The organism is Pseudomonas sp. NFACC37-1, from assembly GCF_900101575.1.
Taxonomy (GTDB): domain Bacteria; phylum Pseudomonadota; class Gammaproteobacteria; order Pseudomonadales; family Pseudomonadaceae; genus Aquipseudomonas; species Aquipseudomonas fluorescens_AA.
Map to the genome: position 1 here is coordinate 62,150 of NZ_FMUZ01000008.1, position 18,658 is coordinate 80,807.

18 protein-coding genes are annotated in these 18,658 nt (G+C 57.0%); 12 read left to right on the plus strand and 6 right to left on the minus strand.

Annotated features, from left to right (window positions below):
- Positions 1-9: 9 nt before the first annotated feature.
- On the plus strand, positions 10-1,539 hold the full coding sequence (locus BLP82_RS11855) for a SulP family inorganic anion transporter (RefSeq protein WP_092167709.1): 1,530 nt from the start codon (positions 10-12) through the stop codon (positions 1,537-1,539).
- Positions 1,540-1,660: 121 nt separating this feature from the next.
- Here the strand turns inward: BLP82_RS11855 and BLP82_RS11860 are convergent, their stop codons facing one another.
- Positions 1,661-2,311 carry a hypothetical protein gene (locus BLP82_RS11860; protein ID WP_092167711.1) on the minus strand — a complete coding sequence of 217 codons (651 nt, stop codon included), beginning with the start codon at positions 2,309-2,311 and terminating at the stop codon, positions 1,661-1,663.
- Between the two features lie 374 nt (positions 2,312-2,685).
- Between BLP82_RS11860 and coxB the strand changes: the two genes are divergently transcribed.
- From coxB to BLP82_RS11880, 4 genes are all read left to right on the plus strand, one after another.
- On the plus strand, positions 2,686-3,813 hold the full coding sequence (coxB, locus tag BLP82_RS11865; protein ID WP_092167714.1) for a cytochrome c oxidase subunit II: 1,128 nt from the start codon (positions 2,686-2,688) through the stop codon (positions 3,811-3,813).
- An 82-nt stretch (positions 3,814-3,895) separates the two neighbouring features.
- Entirely contained in the window at positions 3,896-5,488 is a 1,593-nt protein-coding gene (gene ctaD, locus BLP82_RS11870; protein WP_092167716.1) for a cytochrome c oxidase subunit I, read from the plus strand.
- Positions 5,489-5,619: 131 nt separating this feature from the next.
- The gene (locus tag BLP82_RS11875) at positions 5,620-6,171 is read left to right on the plus strand and encodes a cytochrome c oxidase assembly protein (protein ID WP_092167719.1); all 552 of its coding nucleotides are present in this window, start codon (positions 5,620-5,622) and stop codon (positions 6,169-6,171) included.
- 24 nt (positions 6,172-6,195) lie between these two features.
- Positions 6,196-7,083: a cytochrome c oxidase subunit 3 gene (locus BLP82_RS11880; RefSeq protein WP_092167722.1), complete on the plus strand. Its 888-nt coding sequence runs from the start codon at positions 6,196-6,198 to the stop codon at positions 7,081-7,083.
- 8 nt (positions 7,084-7,091) lie between these two features.
- Here the strand turns inward: BLP82_RS11880 and BLP82_RS11885 are convergent, their stop codons facing one another.
- Positions 7,092-7,295 (minus strand): twin transmembrane helix small protein, encoded by a 204-nt coding sequence (locus BLP82_RS11885; RefSeq protein WP_014335867.1) that lies wholly within the window; start codon positions 7,293-7,295, stop codon positions 7,092-7,094.
- A gap of 70 nt (positions 7,296-7,365) precedes the next feature.
- On the opposite strand from BLP82_RS11885, the gene BLP82_RS11890 reads away from it, so the two are divergent.
- The 6 genes from BLP82_RS11890 to BLP82_RS11915 all read left to right on the plus strand — a co-directional run bounded on the left by BLP82_RS11890 (position 7,366) and on the right by BLP82_RS11915 (position 12,384).
- The gene (locus BLP82_RS11890; protein WP_092167724.1) at positions 7,366-8,103 is read left to right on the plus strand and encodes an SURF1 family protein; all 738 of its coding nucleotides are present in this window, start codon (positions 7,366-7,368) and stop codon (positions 8,101-8,103) included.
- On the plus strand, positions 8,069-8,662 hold the full coding sequence (locus tag BLP82_RS11895) for a hypothetical protein (RefSeq protein ID WP_092168001.1): 594 nt from the start codon (positions 8,069-8,071) through the stop codon (positions 8,660-8,662). The genes BLP82_RS11890 and BLP82_RS11895 overlap by 35 nt, the downstream gene beginning before the upstream one ends.
- A gap of 10 nt (positions 8,663-8,672) precedes the next feature.
- Complete coding sequence (locus BLP82_RS11900) at positions 8,673-9,752, plus strand: COX15/CtaA family protein (RefSeq protein WP_092167727.1); 1,080 nt, start codon at positions 8,673-8,675, stop codon at positions 9,750-9,752.
- Positions 9,740-10,639, plus strand: coding sequence for a heme o synthase (gene cyoE / locus BLP82_RS11905; RefSeq protein WP_072347596.1), 900 nt, complete (start codon positions 9,740-9,742; stop codon positions 10,637-10,639). Before BLP82_RS11900 ends, cyoE begins: the two co-directional genes overlap by 13 nt.
- Positions 10,636-11,271, plus strand: coding sequence for an SCO family protein (locus tag BLP82_RS11910; protein WP_092167730.1), 636 nt, complete (start codon positions 10,636-10,638; stop codon positions 11,269-11,271). The genes cyoE and BLP82_RS11910 overlap by 4 nt, the downstream gene beginning before the upstream one ends.
- 750 nt (positions 11,272-12,021) lie before the next feature.
- Positions 12,022-12,384 (plus strand): DUF6124 family protein, encoded by a 363-nt coding sequence (locus BLP82_RS11915; protein ID WP_092167732.1) that lies wholly within the window; start codon positions 12,022-12,024, stop codon positions 12,382-12,384.
- Positions 12,385-12,649: 265 nt separating this feature from the next.
- Here the strand turns inward: BLP82_RS11915 and BLP82_RS11920 are convergent, their stop codons facing one another.
- The 4 genes from BLP82_RS11920 to BLP82_RS11935 all read right to left on the minus strand — a co-directional run bounded on the left by BLP82_RS11920 (position 12,650) and on the right by BLP82_RS11935 (position 17,895).
- Positions 12,650-14,977, minus strand: a complete 2,328-nt coding sequence (locus tag BLP82_RS11920) for an ATP-binding protein (RefSeq protein ID WP_092167735.1) — start codon at positions 14,975-14,977, stop codon at positions 12,650-12,652.
- A complete protein-coding gene (locus tag BLP82_RS11925; RefSeq protein ID WP_092167738.1) occupies positions 14,952-15,626 on the minus strand; it encodes an ABC-three component system middle component 1 in 675 nt (224 codons plus the stop codon). The genes BLP82_RS11920 and BLP82_RS11925 overlap by 26 nt, the downstream gene beginning before the upstream one ends.
- A complete protein-coding gene (locus tag BLP82_RS11930) occupies positions 15,619-16,842 on the minus strand; it encodes an ABC-three component system protein (RefSeq protein WP_092167740.1) in 1,224 nt (407 codons plus the stop codon). The genes BLP82_RS11925 and BLP82_RS11930 overlap by 8 nt, the downstream gene beginning before the upstream one ends.
- Before the next feature lie 213 nt (positions 16,843-17,055).
- A complete protein-coding gene (locus BLP82_RS11935; RefSeq protein WP_092167742.1) occupies positions 17,056-17,895 on the minus strand; it encodes an SDR family oxidoreductase in 840 nt (279 codons plus the stop codon).
- An 86-nt stretch (positions 17,896-17,981) separates the two neighbouring features.
- On the opposite strand from BLP82_RS11935, the gene BLP82_RS11940 reads away from it, so the two are divergent.
- The gene (locus BLP82_RS11940) at positions 17,982-18,392 is read left to right on the plus strand and encodes a winged helix-turn-helix transcriptional regulator (protein ID WP_256576588.1); all 411 of its coding nucleotides are present in this window, start codon (positions 17,982-17,984) and stop codon (positions 18,390-18,392) included.
- The last annotated feature ends 266 nt before the right edge of the window (positions 18,393-18,658 follow it).

Sequence of the window (18,658 nt, forward strand, 5' to 3'; positions counted from 1 at the left end):
AGAGTCGCCATGCGTGCTGCTCAATTAAAAGCTGTACTGCCACGGGAGCTGTTGGCTTCGGTGGTTGTGTTTCTGGTGGCCCTGCCTTTGTGCATGGGCATCGCCATCGCCTCTGGCCTGCCGCCGGCCAAGGGCCTGATTACCGGCATCATCGGTGGTTTGGTGGTGGGTTTCCTGGCCGGCTCGAAGCTGCAAGTCAGCGGCCCGGCCGCCGGCTTAGCGGTGTTGGTCTTCGAACTGGTGCGCCAGCATGGCGTGGCAATGCTCGGGCCGATCCTGTTGCTGGCCGGTCTGCTGCAACTGTTGGCCGGGCGTTTTCGCCTGGGCTGCTGGTTCCGGGTCACCGCGCCGGCCGTGGTGTACGGCATGCTCGCGGGTATTGGCGTGCTGATCATACTGTCCCAGGTCCATGTGATGCTCGACGCCGCGCCCAAGCCCTCCGGGCTGGATAACCTGGCGGCGTTCCCGGCGGCAGTGGCCCAGGCCCTGCCGTCCTTCGGCTGGCAGGCGGGCCTGCTCGGTCTGTCGACGATTGCGGTGATGTGGCTGTGGGAAAAGTTTCGCCCCCACCGTCTGCGCTTCATTCCTGGCGCCTTGCTGGGTGTCGGCCTGGCGACCGTCGCCAGCCTGCTGCTGGCCTTGCAGGTCAAGCGGGTGGAAGTGCCGGAGAACATGGCCGAAGCCATTGATTGGCTGCGCCCGGCGGACCTGCTGAACCTGGCCGACCCCACACTGCTGATCGCCGCGTTCGCGGTGGCTTTCATCGCCAGCGCCGAAACCCTGCTGTCAGCGGCCGCTGTCGATCGCATGCACAGCGGTGAACGGGCGGACTTCGACCGGGAACTGTCGGCCCAAGGTATCGGCAACATGCTCTGCGGCCTGCTCGGCGCCTTGCCAATGACCGGGGTGATCGTGCGCAGCTCGGCCAACGTCCAGGCCGGGGCCACCACACGGATGTCGACGATTTTCCACGGCCTGTGGTTGCTGCTCTTCGTCTTGTTGCTGTCCAGCGTGCTGCAAAGCATTCCGGTGGCGAGCCTGGCGGGTGTGTTGGTGTACACAGGCTTCAAACTGGTGGACCTCAAGGCGTTTCGCAGCCTGGGCCGTTATGGCCGGATGCCGATGTTCGTTTACGCCGCGACGGCGTTGGCGATCATCTTCACCGACCTGCTGACCGGCGTGCTGATCGGTTTCGGCCTGACCCTGGCGAAACTGGCCTGGAAAGCCTCGCGCCTGAAAATCAGCCTGATCGACCTGCCCCAGGAAGGCGAGATGGAACTGAGATTGGTCGGGGCGGCCACCTTCCTCAAGGTGCCGGCATTGACCCAGGTACTGGGCACCATACCGACCGGCGCGACCGTGCACGTGCCGCTCAACAACCTGAGCTACATCGACCACTCGTGCCTGGAGTTGCTGGAAGAATGGGGCCGGGCGAATGCCAGCAAGGGTTCGAAGCTGCTGATCGAATCCCGCGGGCTCAAGCGTAGGTTGGAGGGGCGGTTGCGCACGACCGTGGGGGTTGGCGCGGCGTCCGCCTGACCCTGCCTTTGTGGGAGCGGGCTTGCCCGCGAAGGCGTAGTGTCAGGCAACTCATTCGTTAACTGATACACCGCTTTCGCGAGCAAGCCCGCTCCCACAGAGGGTTGTGTGTTCTGATGGATCAAGCCGCCGGCTGATCCAGCTCCAGCCCCACGCCCAGACGACGGGACATGCACGGCCAGCGCTTCCAGGCCGCGCCGGTTTCCGGGCTGCTGAGCTTCTCGCGGTAGGTTTCTACCGACTCCAATGCAAACGTCTCGTCGTTGAGCATCTCATCGAACGTGTGATGGACCACTTCATCGAGTTGGTTGGCAAATGCCTCACCGATCAACTGGTGGGCGATCAGGTTGGCGACCGTCATGTCCAAGGGGATCAATGGCTGGCCGAAATGCTTGATGTACAGGTCGTTGACCTCTTCGACGAACCGATGGGCCAGGTAGGCTTCGTCCAGGAGGCTGTCGAGCCCGACATGCCCGGCCATGATGGTCGGCGGCTGGAGGAAGTACTGTTCGGCAATCTTCAATACCGGTTTGATCTGCGACTCGATACCCGCCTCCCTGGCGACATCATTGGCTGCATCCAGCAGGTCGGGGACTTCATCAATGTAGGCGGCGACAAAACGCGCCAGGACGTCGTTGGCGTCCGCGTCCGGCAATTGAATGGCTCGGTGCAGGTTCGGCAGTTGGGCCGTCAACTGACGGCTCAACTGGCCGGTCTCGGCTTCGTGTTGTTGGGCTTTTTGGATCTGCTCGCGCAATGCGGCGGTGTTCATGACAACTCCAGGAAACAAAGGCAAAGAAATAGGGAAGACATAACTTAGCTGGCCCAAAAACACTCCTAAGACCTATTTTTCATAACCGCCTCATCCTTGCTGCGGCGCAGTTATATCGGTTTGCCATTACTCAGGCTCGCATCCTTCTCCATTCGTGGGCTCTAGCGCAAGCCCCGGCTGTTTCAAACGATTTACGCCATCGCGTTGCGAGGTTGCAGGTGCTGTCTATACTCGGGTTGGAATGGAGTTAGCTGATGACACCCGATTGCATGTGCAGCAAGGCGCGGCGGTTCAAGTTGGTAGTCTGAAGTAGCCGATCCCTTGCCGCAGGCGTTACGCCTACGGGATAACAAGAACGATAAGGGGAACCCGCAATGACGCGACATCCACACGTATGGATGGGCCTCCTGTTGTGGTCGATTTTCAGCCAGGCACAAGCGGCCTGGACTGTGAATATGGCGCCTGGAGCGACACAGATCAGCAACGCAGTGTTCGACCTGCACATGACCATTTTCTGGATATGTGTGGTCATCGGCATCATCGTCTTCGGCGCCATGTTCTGGTCGATGATGATGCACCGCCGTTCAACCGGCCAGAATGCCGCGCACTTCCACGAAAACACTCGCGTCGAAATCCTCTGGACCATCGTGCCCTTCGTGATCCTGGTGCTGATGGCGATTCCCGCCACCGCCACCTTGATCAAGATGTACGACTCCAGCGAGTCGGACATCGATATCCAGATCACTGGCTATCAATGGAAATGGCACTACAAGTACCTGGGCCAGGACGTCGAGTTCTTCAGCAACCTGGCCACCCCCGCCGAACAGATCCATAACCAAAGCGCCAAGGGCGAGCATTACCTGCTGGAGGTCGACAAGCCGCTGGTGCTGCCGGTCGATGCCAAGGTGCGCTTTCTGGTGACCTCCGCCGACGTGATCCACTCCTGGTGGGTGCCGGCCTTCGCGGTCAAGCGCGATGCGATCCCCGGGTTCGTCAACGAAGCCTGGACCCGTGTCGACAAGCCCGGCCTGTACCGCGGCCAATGCGCCGAGCTGTGCGGCAAGGACCACGGTTTCATGCCGATCGTGGTGGAGGTCAAGAGCAAGCCCGACTATGAAAAATGGCTGGGCGAACGCAAGGCCGAAGCCGCGCAGCTTAAAGAGCTGACCAGCAAGGAATGGACGCGCGAAGAACTCGTTGAGCGTGGCGACAAGGTCTACCACACCACCTGCGTGGCCTGTCACCAGGCCGAAGGCCAGGGCCTGCCGCCAATGTTCCCAGCGCTCAAGGGCTCGAAGATCGCCACCGGGCCGATCAAGGATCACCTGAACATTGTCTTCCACGGCAAACCCGGCACGTCCATGGCCGCGTTCGGCAAGCAGCTGTCGGAAGTCGATATCGCCGCGGTCGTGACCTATGAACGCAACGCCTGGGGCAACAACAAGGGCGACATGGTTACGCCTAAAGAAGTGCTGGAACTCAAACAGGCGGAAAGCAAATGAGCCGGCCTGACGTGTGTTCCCGTAACCGGTCGGGGCTCATCGCCCCGCGCCGTCCAGCCCACTCGTTCGAAGGAGACAGGACATGAGTGCTGTGATCGATGACCACGGTCATGCCGGCGCCGACCACGCCCACGGCCCCGCCAAGGGCCTGATGCGCTGGGTGCTGACCACCAACCACAAGGATATCGGCACGCTGTACCTGTGGTTCGCCTTCTCGATGTTCCTGCTGGGCGGCTCGTTCGCCATGGTGATCCGCGCCGAGCTGTTCCAGCCCGGCCTGCAGATCGTGCAGCCGGAATTCTTCAACCAGATGACCACCATGCATGGCCTGGTGATGGTCTTCGGCGCGGTGATGCCAGCGTTCGTCGGCCTCGCCAACTGGATGATCCCGCTGATGATCGGCGCGCCGGACATGGCCCTGCCGCGCATGAACAACTTCAGCTTCTGGCTGCTGCCGGCGGCGTTCCTGATGCTGGTGTCGACGCTGTTCACACCGGGGGGAGGGCCGAACTTCGGCTGGACCTTCTATGCGCCGCTGTCCACTACCTATGCGCCGGAAAGCGTGACGTTCTTCATCTTTGCCATCCACCTGATGGGCATCAGTTCGATCATGGGCGCGATCAACGTGGTCGCCACCATCCTCAACCTGCGCGCCCCCGGCATGACCCTGATGAAGATGCCGCTGTTCGTCTGGACCTGGCTGATCACCGCGTTCCTGCTGATCGCGGTGATGCCGGTGCTGGCCGGCTGCGTGACGATGATGCTGATGGACATCCACTTCGGCACCAGCTTTTTCAGTGCCGCCGGTGGCGGTGACCCGGTGCTGTTCCAGCACGTGTTCTGGTTCTTCGGCCACCCCGAGGTGTACATCATGATCCTGCCGGCCTTCGGTGCCGTCAGCTCGATCATCCCGGCGTTCTCGCGCAAGCCGTTGTTCGGCTACACCTCGATGGTCTACGCCACGGCCGCCATCGCGTTCCTGTCGTTCATCGTCTGGGCGCACCACATGTTCGTGGTGGGCATTCCACTGGTGGGCGAGCTGTTCTTCATGTACGCCACCCTGCTGATCGCCGTGCCCACCGGGGTGAAGGTGTTCAACTGGGCCAGCACCATGTGGCAAGGCTCGCTGACCTTCGAGACGCCGATGCTGTTCGCCGTGGCGTTCGTGATCCTGTTTTCCATCGGCGGTTTCTCCGGGCTGATGCTGGCCATCGCCCCGGCGGACTTCCAGTATCAGGACACCTACTTCGTGGTGGCGCACTTCCACTACGTGCTGGTGCCCGGCGCGATCTTCGGGATCTTCGCCTCGGCCTACTACTGGCTGCCGAAATGGACCGGCCACATGTACGACGAAACCCTCGGCAAACTGCACTTCTGGCTGTCGTTCATTGGGATGAACCTGGCGTTCTTCCCGATGCACTTCGTCGGCCTGGCGGGCATGCCCCGGCGGATTCCCGACTACAACCTGCAGTTCGCCGACTTCAACATGGTCTCGTCCATCGGCGCGTTCATGTTCGGCACCACGCAGATCTTCTTCCTGTTCATCGTGATCAAGACCATCCGCGGCGGCGAGCCGGCACCGGCCAAACCGTGGGATGGGGCCGAAGGGCTGGAGTGGAGCGTGCCGTCGCCGGCGCCGTATCACACCTTTACCACGCCGCCGGAAGTGAAATGAGATGACACAGAGGACCTGTGTGGGAGCGGGCTTGCTCGCGAATCAGACGACGCGGTCTAACAGAAACACCGCGTCATCGTTCTTCGCGAGCAAGCCCGCTCCCACAGGGTTCGGTGCAAGGAGCCGCATCCATGGCTGATTCGATTTCGATGAAAAAACTGGTCACCCGCCTGCTGCTGGTGGTGGTGGCCATGTTCATCTTCGGGTTTGCCCTGGTGCCGATCTACGACGTGATGTGCAAGGCGTTCGGCATCAACGGCAAGACCGCCGGGCAGTACGAAGGCGAGCAGACCGTCGATGAATCACGCCAGGTTCGCGTGCAGTTCCTGTCGACCAATTCGGTGGACATGCCCTGGGACTTCTACCCCAAGGGCGACCAGTTGGTGGTCCAGCCGGGGGCGGTGAACGAAATGGTCTTTGTCGCCCACAACCCCACCGACCGGCCGATGAGTGCCCAGGCGGTGCCGAGCATCGCGCCGAGCACCGCGGCGGCGTATTTCCACAAGACCGAATGTTTTTGTTTTACCCAGCAAGTGCTGCAACCCGGCGAACGCATCGAAATGCCCATGCGCTTCATCGTTGACCGGGACATGCCCAAGGAAGTGAAGCATCTGACGCTGTCCTACACGCTGTTCGACATCACCGCTCGTCATCCACCGGTGGCTTTAAACACTGACCGATAGCGTGCCCGATAAGGAGAACAATAAATGGCAACTCACGAACACTATTACGTTCCGGCCCAGAGCAAATGGCCGATCATCGCCACGGTCGGGATGTTCGTCACGGTGTATGGCCTGGCGACCTGGTTCAACGACCTGAAAGCCGCCCGGCCCGAATCCCACGGCCCGCTGATCTTCTTCGTCGGCGGCCTGCTGGTGGCCTACATGCTGTTCGGCTGGTTCGGCGCGGTGATCAAGGAAAGCCGCGCCGGGCTGTACAGCGCCCAGCTCGATCGCTCGTTCCGCTGGGGCATGAGCTGGTTCATCTTTTCCGAGGTGATGTTCTTCATCGCGTTCTTCGGCGCCCTGTTCTATGTGCGCATGATCTCCGCACCGGGCTTGGCGGGTGAAGGCACCAAGGGCCTGTCACACATGCTCTGGCCGAGTTTCGAGTTCGCCTGGCCGTTGCTGAACAACCCCGATCCGAAACTCTTCCCGGCGCCCAAGGACGTCATCAGCCCCTGGGGCTTGCCGCTGCTCAACACCATCTTGCTGGTCAGCTCCAGCGTCACGGTCACCATCGCCCACCATGCCCTGAAAAAAGGTCATCGCGGCGCGCTGAAGATCTGGCTGGCCATCACCGTCCTGCTGGGTTGTGCCTTCCTGGGCTTCCAGGCCGAGGAATACATCCACGCCTACAAGGGACTGGGCCTGACCCTGGGCTCCGGTGTCTACGGGGCGACGTTCTTCATGCTCACCGGTTTCCACGGCGCCCACGTCACCATCGGCACGATCATCCTGTTTGTGATGCTGATGCGGATCATGCGCGGGCACTTCGACAACGAGCATCAGTTCGGCTTCGAGGCGGCGAGCTGGTATTGGCACTTCGTCGATGTGGTGTGGATCGGCCTGTTCATCTTCGTCTACGTGCTCTGAAGCAAACGCTACCAGGGCGCGTGGGACACCAACTGGCCGCTGAAAAAACCCCAGGCGATCAAGCCGACGGTGGCGGCGGCCAGGCTGACCCGAATCGCCAAGGCGATGACCAGGCGATTGGAACTGCTGTCGTCCTTGACCAGAAAAAACAGACCGCTGAACAGGCTGGCAATCGTGGCAATCAGCATCAGGACGATGGCTGCTTTTAGCATCAGGAACACTCCGGGGGGACGCGATGCACGTGAGTATAGCTATCCCGTTCGACGGCTTTCGGACGGCGCCATGAAACACTTTCGGCCGGGCATCCTGCCGTCGCTGGTGGTCGCCGTTCTGGTGCCGGTGATGGTGTGCCTGGGGTTCTGGCAACTGAGCCGGGGCGAACAGAAACGCGTGCTCATGGAGAGTTACGCCGAGCGCCGCGTGGCGCCGCCGCTGGACAGCACCGAGCTGTCGCACACCACCGATCCGGCCTTTCGAGCGGTCATGCTGCAGGGCCAGTTCGATGCAGAGCACAGCCTCCTTCTGGATAACCGCCAACACGACGGCAAAGTCGGCGTCGAGTTGCTGCAACCGTTCCTCGACCACCGCACCGGGCTGTGGCTGCTGGTCAATCGCGGCTGGTTGCCCTGGCCGGACCGACGCACCCCGCCGGTCTTCAACACGCCGGAAGCACCGGTGAGCCTGCAAGCCTGGGTCTATGTGGCCCCTGGCGCGACGTTCCAACTGCACGCCGATCCGGCCGGGGCAGCATGGCCGCGAACGGTCACCGCCATCGAGCCCGACAAACTCTGGGCCGACCTGGGCCGCAACGGCTTCGCCTATGAAATGCGCCAACAAAGCGGCCCCGGCGCCTACCGGACCGATTGGCCGGTGGTAGCCATGGGCCCCGAAAAACACCTCGGTTATGCCGTGCAGTGGTTCGCCATGGCGGCGGCCCTGTTCGGCCTTTTTCTTTATCTCGGATGGCACAACGCAGGGAGACACCATGGGAAGCACCATGAATCCAACCAACACGTCTGAGGCGCCCGCGGCACACAACCGTCGCAAGGGCCGCGTGCAATTGCTGCTGATCGTGCTCGGGGTGATCGGCCCGATGATCCTGGCCACCGTCATGTACAAATTCCAGTTCTGGGTGCCCGACAGCCGCAGCTACCACGGCGAACTGATCGGCACCGGCCAGACCCGCGCCGAAATTGGCGTGCAGGCCGATGAACAGCGCTGGCAGATCCTGGTCACGGCGCCACAGGAATGCTCGGTGGATTGCCGACAACTGGTGTACCTGGCCCGGCAAGTCCAGATCAGCCTGGGCCGCGAAGCCTCTCGCGCCAGCCATGCCCTGGCGGTGGCGCAACCGTTGGACGCCGAGTACGACGCTCAACTGCAGCGCGAATACCCGCAATTGCAACGCTACCCACTGGACCTGCCGGCCTATCAGAAAGGCGCCCAGGGCTCCGGCGGTGCGCAGCTGTGGATCATCGACCCCCACAGCAACCTGGTGCTGCGCTACGACGCCCGGGTCAAGGGCAAGGACCTGCTCAACGACCTGCGCCACCTGCTGAAACTGTCGAACATCGGATGAGGGCATCGACATGGCCAAACCAGGATTTCGCCTCGCGCTGTTTGCCACGCTGCTGGCACTGATCGTCGTATTGCTGGGCGCCTACACCCGGCTCACCCACGCCGGCCTGGGTTGCCCGGACTGGCCCGGTTGCTACGGGTTCATCAGCGTGCCCAAGAGCGAAGCCCAACTGGCCCATGCCGAGTTGCACTTTCCCGACACCCCAGTGGAAGCCCACAAGGGCTGGAACGAGATGGTCCATCGCTACTTCGCCGGGGCCCTAGGCTTGATGATCGTAGCGTTGGCGGCTCGGTCCTGGATGAACCGCCACCGCCCGGGTCAGCCGTTGAAATTGCCGCTGTTCCTGCTGGCGGTGGTCTTCGCGCAAGCGGCATTCGGCATGTGGACCGTGACCCTCAAGCTCTGGCCCCAAGTGGTGACCGGGCATTTGCTGGGCGGGTTCGCGACGTTGAGCCTGCTGTTCCTGCTGACCTTGCGATTGTCCGGCGTACTGCCGGCACTGACCGTGCCCAAACGCCTGCAACACTGGGCCACCGCCGGGCTGCTGCTGGTGATCGGCCAGATCGCCCTCGGCGGCTGGGTCAGCTCCAATTACGCCGCCGTGGCCTGCATCGACTTCCCCACCTGCCACGGCCAATGGCTGCCACCGGCCGACTTTGCCAACGGCTTCCACCTGACCCAGCACATCGGCCCCAACTACCTGGGCGGGCAACTGGACAGCGACGCCCGCACCGCCATCCACCTGACCCACCGCATCGGCGCCTTGCTGGTGACCGTGGTGCTGATGGGGCTGGCCTGGCAATTGAAGACCGTCGGCATGACCCGCCTGGCCGGGTTGGTACTGACGGCACTGGCGGCGCAGATCACCCTGGGCATCAGCAATGTGTTGTTCCACCTGCCGCTGCCGGTGGCCGTGGCCCACAACGCCGGGGGCGCCGCGTTGCTGCTGACCCTGGTATTGGTCAACTATCACGCCCGTACCAGCCTGGTCCGGGTCAAGCATCAAGTCCCGCTGCGCTGGCGGTTCAACCCGCATAAACACAGCGCCAGCCCCATAACTATAAAAGGAGAGATGCCATGGCAACCTTGACCGGTGAACGCCACAGCCAAGCGATCTGGCGCGATTACCTGGAGCTGACCAAGCCCAAAGTGGTGGTGCTGATGCTGATCACCTCGCTGGTGGGCATGTTCCTCGCCACCCGCGCCGGCGTGCCGTGGACGGTGCTGGTCTTCGGCAACCTGGGCATCGCCCTGTGTGCCGGCGGCGCGGCGGCGGTCAACCATGTGGTGGACCGACGCATCGACGCAGTCATGGCACGCACCCACAAACGGCCACTGGCCGAAGGGCGGATCTCCCCTGCCGCCGCCCTGACCTTCGCCCTGGCCCTGGCCGTGATCGGCCAAGCCTTGCTGCTGGCCTTCACCAACCCACTGACAGCCTGGCTGACCCTCGCTTCATTGCTGGGTTATGCGGTGGTCTACACCGGCTTCCTCAAGCGCGCAACGCCGCAAAACATCGTCATCGGCGGCCTCGCCGGCGCGGCGCCGCCGCTGCTGGGCTGGGTAGCGGCCACCGGGCATGTCAGCGCCGAACCGCTGCTGCTGGTGCTGATCATCTTCGCCTGGACCCCACCGCATTTCTGGGCCCTGGCGATTCACCGCAAAGAGGAATACGCCAAGGCCGACATCCCGATGCTGCCGGTGACCCACGGCGAGCACTACACCAAGATCCATATCCTGCTGTACACCCTGGTGCTGCTGGCGGTGAGCCTGATGCCGTTCGTGATCCATATGAGCGGGATGCTCTATCTTGTTTGCGCGCTCGTATTGGGCGCCAGGTTCCTGCAATGGGCCGTGGTGTTGTACCGTGGCACTCGGCCGCACGCGGCGATCAATACGTTCAAGTACTCTATCTATTACTTGTTCCTGCTGTTCATCGCCCTGCTTGTAGATCATTACTTACTGTTGAGCCTATGACTCGAACCCAGAAAACCGTCTTCATCCTCGTGGCCGTGATCGCACTGATCCTCGGCCTGACCATCAACAAGGTGCTGTCGGGCAAAGGCCAGGGCGACCCGACCGCGCTGATCGACGCCGGCATCATCCTGCTGCCCCAGAGCCGCAACCTGCCGGACGTGAAAATGACCGACCAGGACGGCCAGCCCGTGGCAATCGATGGCTTGAAGGATAAATGGAGCCTGCTGTTCTTCGGCTACACCTTCTGCCCGGACATCTGCCCCACCACCCTCGCCCAACTGCGCCAGATCAAAAGCGAGTTGCCGAAAGAGGCTGTGGATAAGTTGCAGATCGTACTGGTGAGCGTCGACCCGAACCGCGACACGCCCAAGCAGTTGAAGCAGTACCTGGGGTACTTTGATCCGCAGTTCGTAGGCCTGACCGCGTCATCCGTCGAAGACCTGCAGAAACTGGCGAATGCGGTGAGCATTCCGTTTATTCCGGCGGATACCAGTAAGCCCAATTACACCGTCGACCACAGCGGTAACCTCGCAGTGATTGGCCCGGACGGTACTCAGCGTGGCTTCATCCGCGCGCCGTTAAACAACCAGAAACTGGTGGCGCAGTTGCCGGAGATGCTCAAGCGCAAATAGCGCCTCCAGGAGCATGCCGCTCCGCTAAGCCATGCCCATTCCTTGTGGTGAGGAAGTCCCCTTGTGGTAAGGAAGTCCCTTGTGGCGAGGGGATTTATCCCCGCTGGGCTGCGCAGCAGCCCCCCAAAAGGCTGAATGCGATCTACATGGCACAACGCGGTGGCTGGGTTCAGGACGATGGGCCTCCTGCCCCCAATCTCTCTGTGGGAGCGGGCTTGCTCGCGAAAGCGGCGGGTCAGCTTGCATCAATATTGAATGTGCCGCCCTCTTCCCGAGCAAGCCCGCACACACCGGGTGTTGGTGAACACAGCATCTGCAACAGCCCCCAATCCCTGTGGGGAGCGAGCTTGCTCGCGATGAAATCGACACGGTTCCAGACCAAAACAAGCCTCCCGCATCGCCGGCCAACCCTGCTCCTACAGACCCTGGCTACACACCTCCACCAACCCACGCATCCTTGCGCCTTTGCCTACAACTACGCCAGAATCCGCCCGCTTGTGCGCCTTGTTCCTGGGTTCTATTGTCGTTCCTGCCACTGCCCATCAGTGGTCGGGTTTAGTAGCCCGGATGACATATCGGTCGCATGAGTCTCGTCAGTCAGGCATTCGCCTGCACTCAATGGTGGCTGTGCGCATGGCGCCCTCGGGCGCGCCGGTTTAGGTATGTCACCGGTCTACTAACCTGCGCACAGCCGCCTCCCTACCGTTTAGTAGCGGGATGGTCGCGGCCTCATCGAGGAATGACATACCTATGTTCAAAGTAACTCCGAACCCACCAGAACCTGGGTCCACCGCACAATCCGCAAAATCCAAAGCCAAGCAGCAAGACGAAACCACCAAACGCGTACTCAATCACTACTTGCAGCCCAAGCCTGATCAATCCAAAGACGAACCGAAACCGGGGCAGGTTTTCACCGTTGTGAAAGGCCTCGATAACGAATGCCTGCTCGCCAACCTCACTGAAACGCTGGCGTCAGCCGATGCCATGGTCGCTGACCTGGCGTTCGACCTGAAAGGCTCACGACGTCATTTGGCGATGGGGATTCAACAGTTGATTGAGCTGAGCTCGTTGTTGGCGAATCAGGTGTTGGATAATGTGGAGCCGGGGCGGTAGGTAGACCCTCCCTATGAAACCCGGCGTTCCGCGCCGGGTTTTGATTTTTCCATCCGCGAAGCGGACGAATACTCTTAAGTTCTTTTCCGCCCGCCCGTCCTTCTAGCGAGGTCTGAAATAGCCAGAAGCAATCATTGAGGAACTATGAAGCCAGAGACGAGACAGCGATCATCACCGAGGTCAAGCAGTAGTTTCCAGATCTCCGTTCAAAATCCAAGATGCGATCAGCGTTGGCTAACTAAGGTATTTAGCCGTTGAACATTAATTACCCCCTGATCCTGTTCAGGCTTTGCATATTGAATGTCATGGGCAATAGACCTGCCCTTGTAAATCGATACCTCATATACGAAGAGATGTCGTCTTCATGAGAGGAGACTATAAGCTGTCTATCTTTGAGCTCGCAGCGGAGAAGGTCTGTCAGAGAAGCAATATTTATCTCATCTAGAGATTGAGACGGATCGTCAATCATAATTATAGGAACATCTGAGTAAACTCTATTTAGCGATAGAAAAAACGCGAGGCTCAATGCTGATATCTGGCCAGAACTCATGGATAGCATCGCGTCGTGATCTGAATATTCGGCGGTCGCAAATCTCAGCTGATTACCCTCCTTGCTCTCAATGAATAGCCCGAGCCCACGTTGATAATTTTGAATTAACCTTCCGCTATATACATGGAATATAAGTTCTATTTCAGATATGGTGTGATCGGAGTAAGCTTTTTCTACACGCTCCAAGGTCCCGCGCAAGAATGTAACTCGGTCCTTGATCCTTGTTATCGCCGTATTTTCCTTTCGTATAGTGTCCAACCTTTGGGTAATTTTTATTAGAGTTGAGCTTTTTGCCTCGTTTGCTTTAAGTGAAATGTACCTTATTTTTATCTCTAGCGCGTCGCGCTCAACCACATAAAAATCTGCCTCGTCTTTGAAAGCGGTGGTTATCACAGACTTCCAATGATCTGGAATATCTACAGTTTCTTCTTGCTTTTGAGCGCGAAACGAAGAAATCAAATCCGCTAGTCGTACCTCCTCTTCTTCAGGATCTACCGTGTACGTGTCCGGGTAGAGAATTCCTCGTTTAGTAAGCTGTTCACCGAGAGCTTGTATTCGTTGAAGTATCACTTTGTGCTGACGAAGTAACTTGTGTAGGTCTGGATCATAATTTGATTGATGGAATTTCAAATCATTGTTTATGCGAACAATCAAAACTGATAACACTTTTTCTATCGATTCGATCACCTGCACAAGTTTTTTTCCGTCCTCGCTTAGGCTTTCAGATAGACTTTCGGCTCTTTTTTCTATCGCAGATATTAACTCCTCATGCGTGCCCCAATCTTGCGAGCAAAGTGGACACGCACTGTCATTAGGGGAAATTTTGAAATGCGTTTCGAGGAGTTCGTTTTTTAGCTTGATGATTTCGGCAATCGCTGTGGCGTTCGCTGACGAGGATGAGTTTAGTAAGTCGCGACTTTTGATCTGCTCTTCAATGTTGAGAAATTCGCCAGATTGCCAGCCTGGGCTGGTACGGAGCTCTTCAATCCCGATATTCGCCGCACCCTTTTCCAACATTGAAAGAGACAATAATAGAGAGTCGATATTGGATTTTGCTACAGATAGTGCGGTGAGCTCTCCAGTGGTCTTGCCAACTTGAATAAGAGCTCGTAAAAGACTGCTGTTATTGGAAATATAGGTCTCGATTCTTTCATTAGAGATTCTAATCTTAATGGCTTGCTTTAATGGCAATAGGTCGATTATGCCGCGTACTTCTGCCATGTATGCATCATGGCTTTCTTTTGAGTATCCAGAAAATAGTACTTCCTTGTCCCAGCCCGGCTGAATTTCGGCGGTGCTAAGTTTCTCGTATGCAGCATCTTCAAGCCCGCTCTCTAGTACCGCGCGGAGCACTTGGCCTTCTCTATCCAGTCGAGCCTCCTCTTCTTGGCGCTCTTTACTGAGCCTCTGGCTTAGTTTTTTCTCCAGTCGCTTGCATTTTGCGATCTCTGAAACTATAGCGCCTGATTGGATTAGGCTTTCAAGCGCCTTTTTTCGGTTGTTCAGGCTCGTCGAAAACAGATACTCATTCTGACCTTGCTCTAAGTAGTTGAGGAACGAGTAATTTTCTTGGAAATTTTGCCCAAAAAGCTCTGCTATGAAACTTTCACTTTTCAAATTCTCATCGATGAAATCGATAGACTCAAAGCTGTCTAGCTTGTAGAGCTTAAACAGTGAAAAATCGTTCGCTTTGTTCTTGTCTTTTGGCCAAAGGCTTTCGTTCGGCGCATATCTAGCAAGAACTATTTGCTCATCGTTTGATTTGAATTCTATCTTTATATGAAGGTCGTTACCTTGTGATCGTACATTCCAGAATAGATTATCCTCATATTTCTTCTTCGTCCCCATCATAACTTTATCGAAAAGGCGCTGGATTCTCTCTATTCTTCCTGTTAGAAGTAGTTCGATCGCATCAAAAATACTGGTCTTCCCGAAGCCGTTTGGGCCATCTAAAGTTAAGAGTGAGGCGGACTCTAAATCCAAAGAAATATTCTTGAATGCCTTAAAGCTGGCAATCTCAATTCGGGATATTTTCCAGTTCATTTTCTATCAGCTCCTTGATTAGCTCATCTGTGGCAACATCATCAACTTCAGGCAGACTTTGCACTTTTTTATAAATATCTGTTAACTCTGATTCTGCTACCGCGGCCTCTGCCTGAAGTTTTAATGGAACGAGTTCGCGCTTTTCATGACTCAATATGAGGAATGGAATTTTTATGAAAATTTTTGCGGCAATACTGTAGGTAGATGAAGAAAGAGGCGATTTTTTGTACGAGTCAAATTGGCTTTTGTCGGATATTGTGCGCAAGAGGTCTGCAAATTTGAATCCAGCTAAGCAATCTTCCTCTTCTTTGGTATAGTAAAGTACGTACTTCTTGTAGTAATACGCATCTTCTTCAATGGCAAAAAATCTGTCCTCTAGCTCTTTGAATTCTGCAAGCTTCCCTAGTCGCAACAGACAAATTAAGTCGCAATTTTTTTTGAAAGCAGGGTGTTCGACGAGCTCTTTGGGGGCATCAAGAGAGACCGCTTCATTTAATGCTTCCGGAGAATGCAGCTCTCTCATTTCATGCACAATCGCAAAACGAGCTGCATCCCCGTTTAAACGAGAAAAATAAGAGGACTGCTCCGACTCATGAATTAAAGAGAAGTCCTGCTCAGTTAATGCATTGCTGATTATTCCTTTAAGCATTTAATTTCCCTTCCGCATCCAGCTTTGTTATTATATTGATGCTTAATTTGCGCGTAATTTTGCTGTCTTGGCTTTCGACTTCATATTTAGGGTCCGAGCCATCGTTCTCGGTAATTTTCGTCTCGACGCAGAATGAGTTTAGAGCGGAGAATGCAATTAAGTTTTGGTACTCGAAAAGCAGGGGTTGCAGTCTCCTATTGCTCTTTACCTCCTCTTTTATTCTGTCTACGCATGCGCGGCACTCACGATCACTTAATAATGTTAGTGCCGTTGGCAGATAGAAATTCAGTTCTGAATCTATGTAATGCGGCAGACGCTGGAGGATTGGGGCGATACAAAAGTTCTGAATTAGATCAGAATATCTTCCGATGTCTTCGTGTTGAATCTTCGAAAAACTTTCGGAAGGCTTCATGACTTGGCAGAAGCGTTGGAGATCTTCCGAGTTTAAATTATGCAGATATGTAAATAGGTCTTTGGCTCGAAGAAACTGCTGATCATTCATCTCCGGAAGCAGGTCATCAAGTGTTTTTTCGAGATGGTCAAAGAGATTCTTTCTTAGTTCTATTGCAAAATATTCGACGTCACTTTGCAGCCCGTCGGATAAAATGGCGACTAAAAGTTTGGAGACGTGTATACGGTTCTCAAAAGCTGCTCTATTCTCAGAAACTCTATCAATCTGATTTATTTTATGGATTTCAATGGCCTTGCTACTGATGCTTTCCGACACAAGGCTGTAATTCTGATCGGTGAGGCGCTCGCTTGGTGGGAAACCCTTGGCGTCATTAAATATGGTTCTTATGAGATTTTTGGTAATTTTTTCTATTTCATCGAGCCCGCAGTACTTTTTCCCGTTGTACTCGTAAAATTTTACCGTCTCACCGTTTCCTGATTTGTAGTCCGATGTGTCGTCTATTTTTACAGATACGTGAAAGTACCGATTGGTTCCGGCTTTTCTATAATCATCAATTTCTGCGGATTTTATTAGCGCTTTAGAGTAACTGCCTCTAGTTGATCCAACCTTTGCTTTGACTTGATGAGCACTAATTAGTGTTCCGTTTTTATATATCGCAAAGTCATCGGTGCTATCTAACTGCAGCTCGAAATCGATTTCATTTTCAATTATTAATTTTAGAGAATGGTAAAGGGCTACTTTCCCCTGATATACAAACCCACTCCATGAGGAAATTGCGCTATTTGGCTCAGTTAATTCGCTCAATGTGGAATCCCTTCGGTTGCTGCCTAGTGTCGTGATGATATCACCATGAGCTTAGGTGCCAATCAGCGCTTTGGTTGTAGATCAGATGACCCGCCCAAGGCGTCCAAACGGCAAACACAGCTAAGACTCCGTCCACGAACCGCACCACCAGCGCCGCGTGCCGGTTTATCTCGACCGGCACGCGAATCCATTTTCCTGCCTTGGTTTGGCTACTTAACTAAAAGACTCCCCAACCGACGCAGTCCCCCGCCCAATCAACCGCCCCAACACCCCACTCTCATCAAACAACGCCCCTTTCGCCGCCGCCGCATCAGAATCCGCCAGCAACGCCGCCAATCCCGCCGGCAGCCCCACACTGATCAACACCGCCTCAAACTCAGCCTGCGGCAGGTTCTGATAAACCACTGGCTTACCAGTTTTCTGGCTGATCAACGCAGCCAGCTCAGTCAACGTGTAGCTGCTATCCCCCGCCAGTTCATAGACTTTGCCCGCCTGCCCTTCAGTGGTCAGCACCACCGCCGCGGCTTGGGCGTAGTCGGCACGGGGGGCGGAGCTGATTCGGCCCTCCCCGGCGCTGCCGAGCAGGACGCCATGTTCCACGGCGCTCGGTACGTTCGCCAGGTAGTTTTCGCTGTACCAGCCGTTGCGCAGTAATACGTGGGGCACGCCCGAGGCTTTCAGGGCGGCTTCGGTATCGCGGTGTTCAGCGGCCAAGCCCAAGGTGGAGGTGTCGGCGTGCAGGACGCTGGTGTAGGCCAGGAGCGTGACACCCGCGGCCTTGGCGGCATCGATCACGGCGCGGTGTTGGGCGGCGCGGTTGCCCAGTTCATTGGAGGAGATCAACAGCAGTTTATCGACGCCTTTGAGCGCGGCAGTCAATGTGGCCGGTTGGTTGTAGTCGGCGGTGCGTACCACCACGCCCTGGGCGGCCAGGACCTGGACCTTGCCAGGGTCTCTGACCAGGGCGACGATTTGCTCGGCTGGCACGCGTTCAAGCAGGGATTGGATAACGAGACGGCCCAGTTGGCCGGAGGCTCCGGTGATGGCGATCATGACAAATACCTTGATGGGAAAAGGAGGTGAAGTCATCCTAGGGCCCTAAGTAACTTTTTGTAAGTACGTACATAAAGGTAAGTATCGTGGACATCACCACCGAAATTTCCGAGCCGTTTAGCGCCGCTGTCCAACGCGGCGATGTCCAGAGCGCCGACTGCCCTTCTCGGGAGGTCCTCAAGCACATGACCAGCCGCTGGGGCGTGCTGGTGTTGGTCATGCTGCTGGGCGGGATGCACCGTTTCAGCGAGCTGCGCCGCAAGATCGGCGGGGTCAGTGAGAAGATGCTTTCGCAGACGTTGCAGGAGCTTGAGGCGGATGGGTTGGTCAACCGCAAGTCGTTACCGGTGGTGCCGCCGCATGTGGAGTACCGCTTGACGCCGTTGGGTCGGGAGGCGGCTGAACATCTTGAGGTGATGGTGAATTGGATCGAGGAGAAGATTCCGCGGATTATGGCGGTGCGGCGGAGTCGGTTGGGGGGGGAGGCGCAGGAGTGATTGGGGCTGCTCGGCGACAAGAGACAGGTCTATATTCAAGGGGGGCCCCCCTTCAATAACATTCGCGTGGATGCTTGCTCCTGCTTCTCCACCTTCTGAGAGTCAAGCCTGGGCCTGACCACCGCACCTCCAAGCCACATATCCTTGCGCCTTTGCCTACAACCGCACCAGAATCCGCCGGCTTTTCAGACTTGCCCTCGGGCTCTATCGTTTCCTTAACACTGGCCGAGCCGGCATCGATGACACTCAGGCATGCTAGCTCCCCT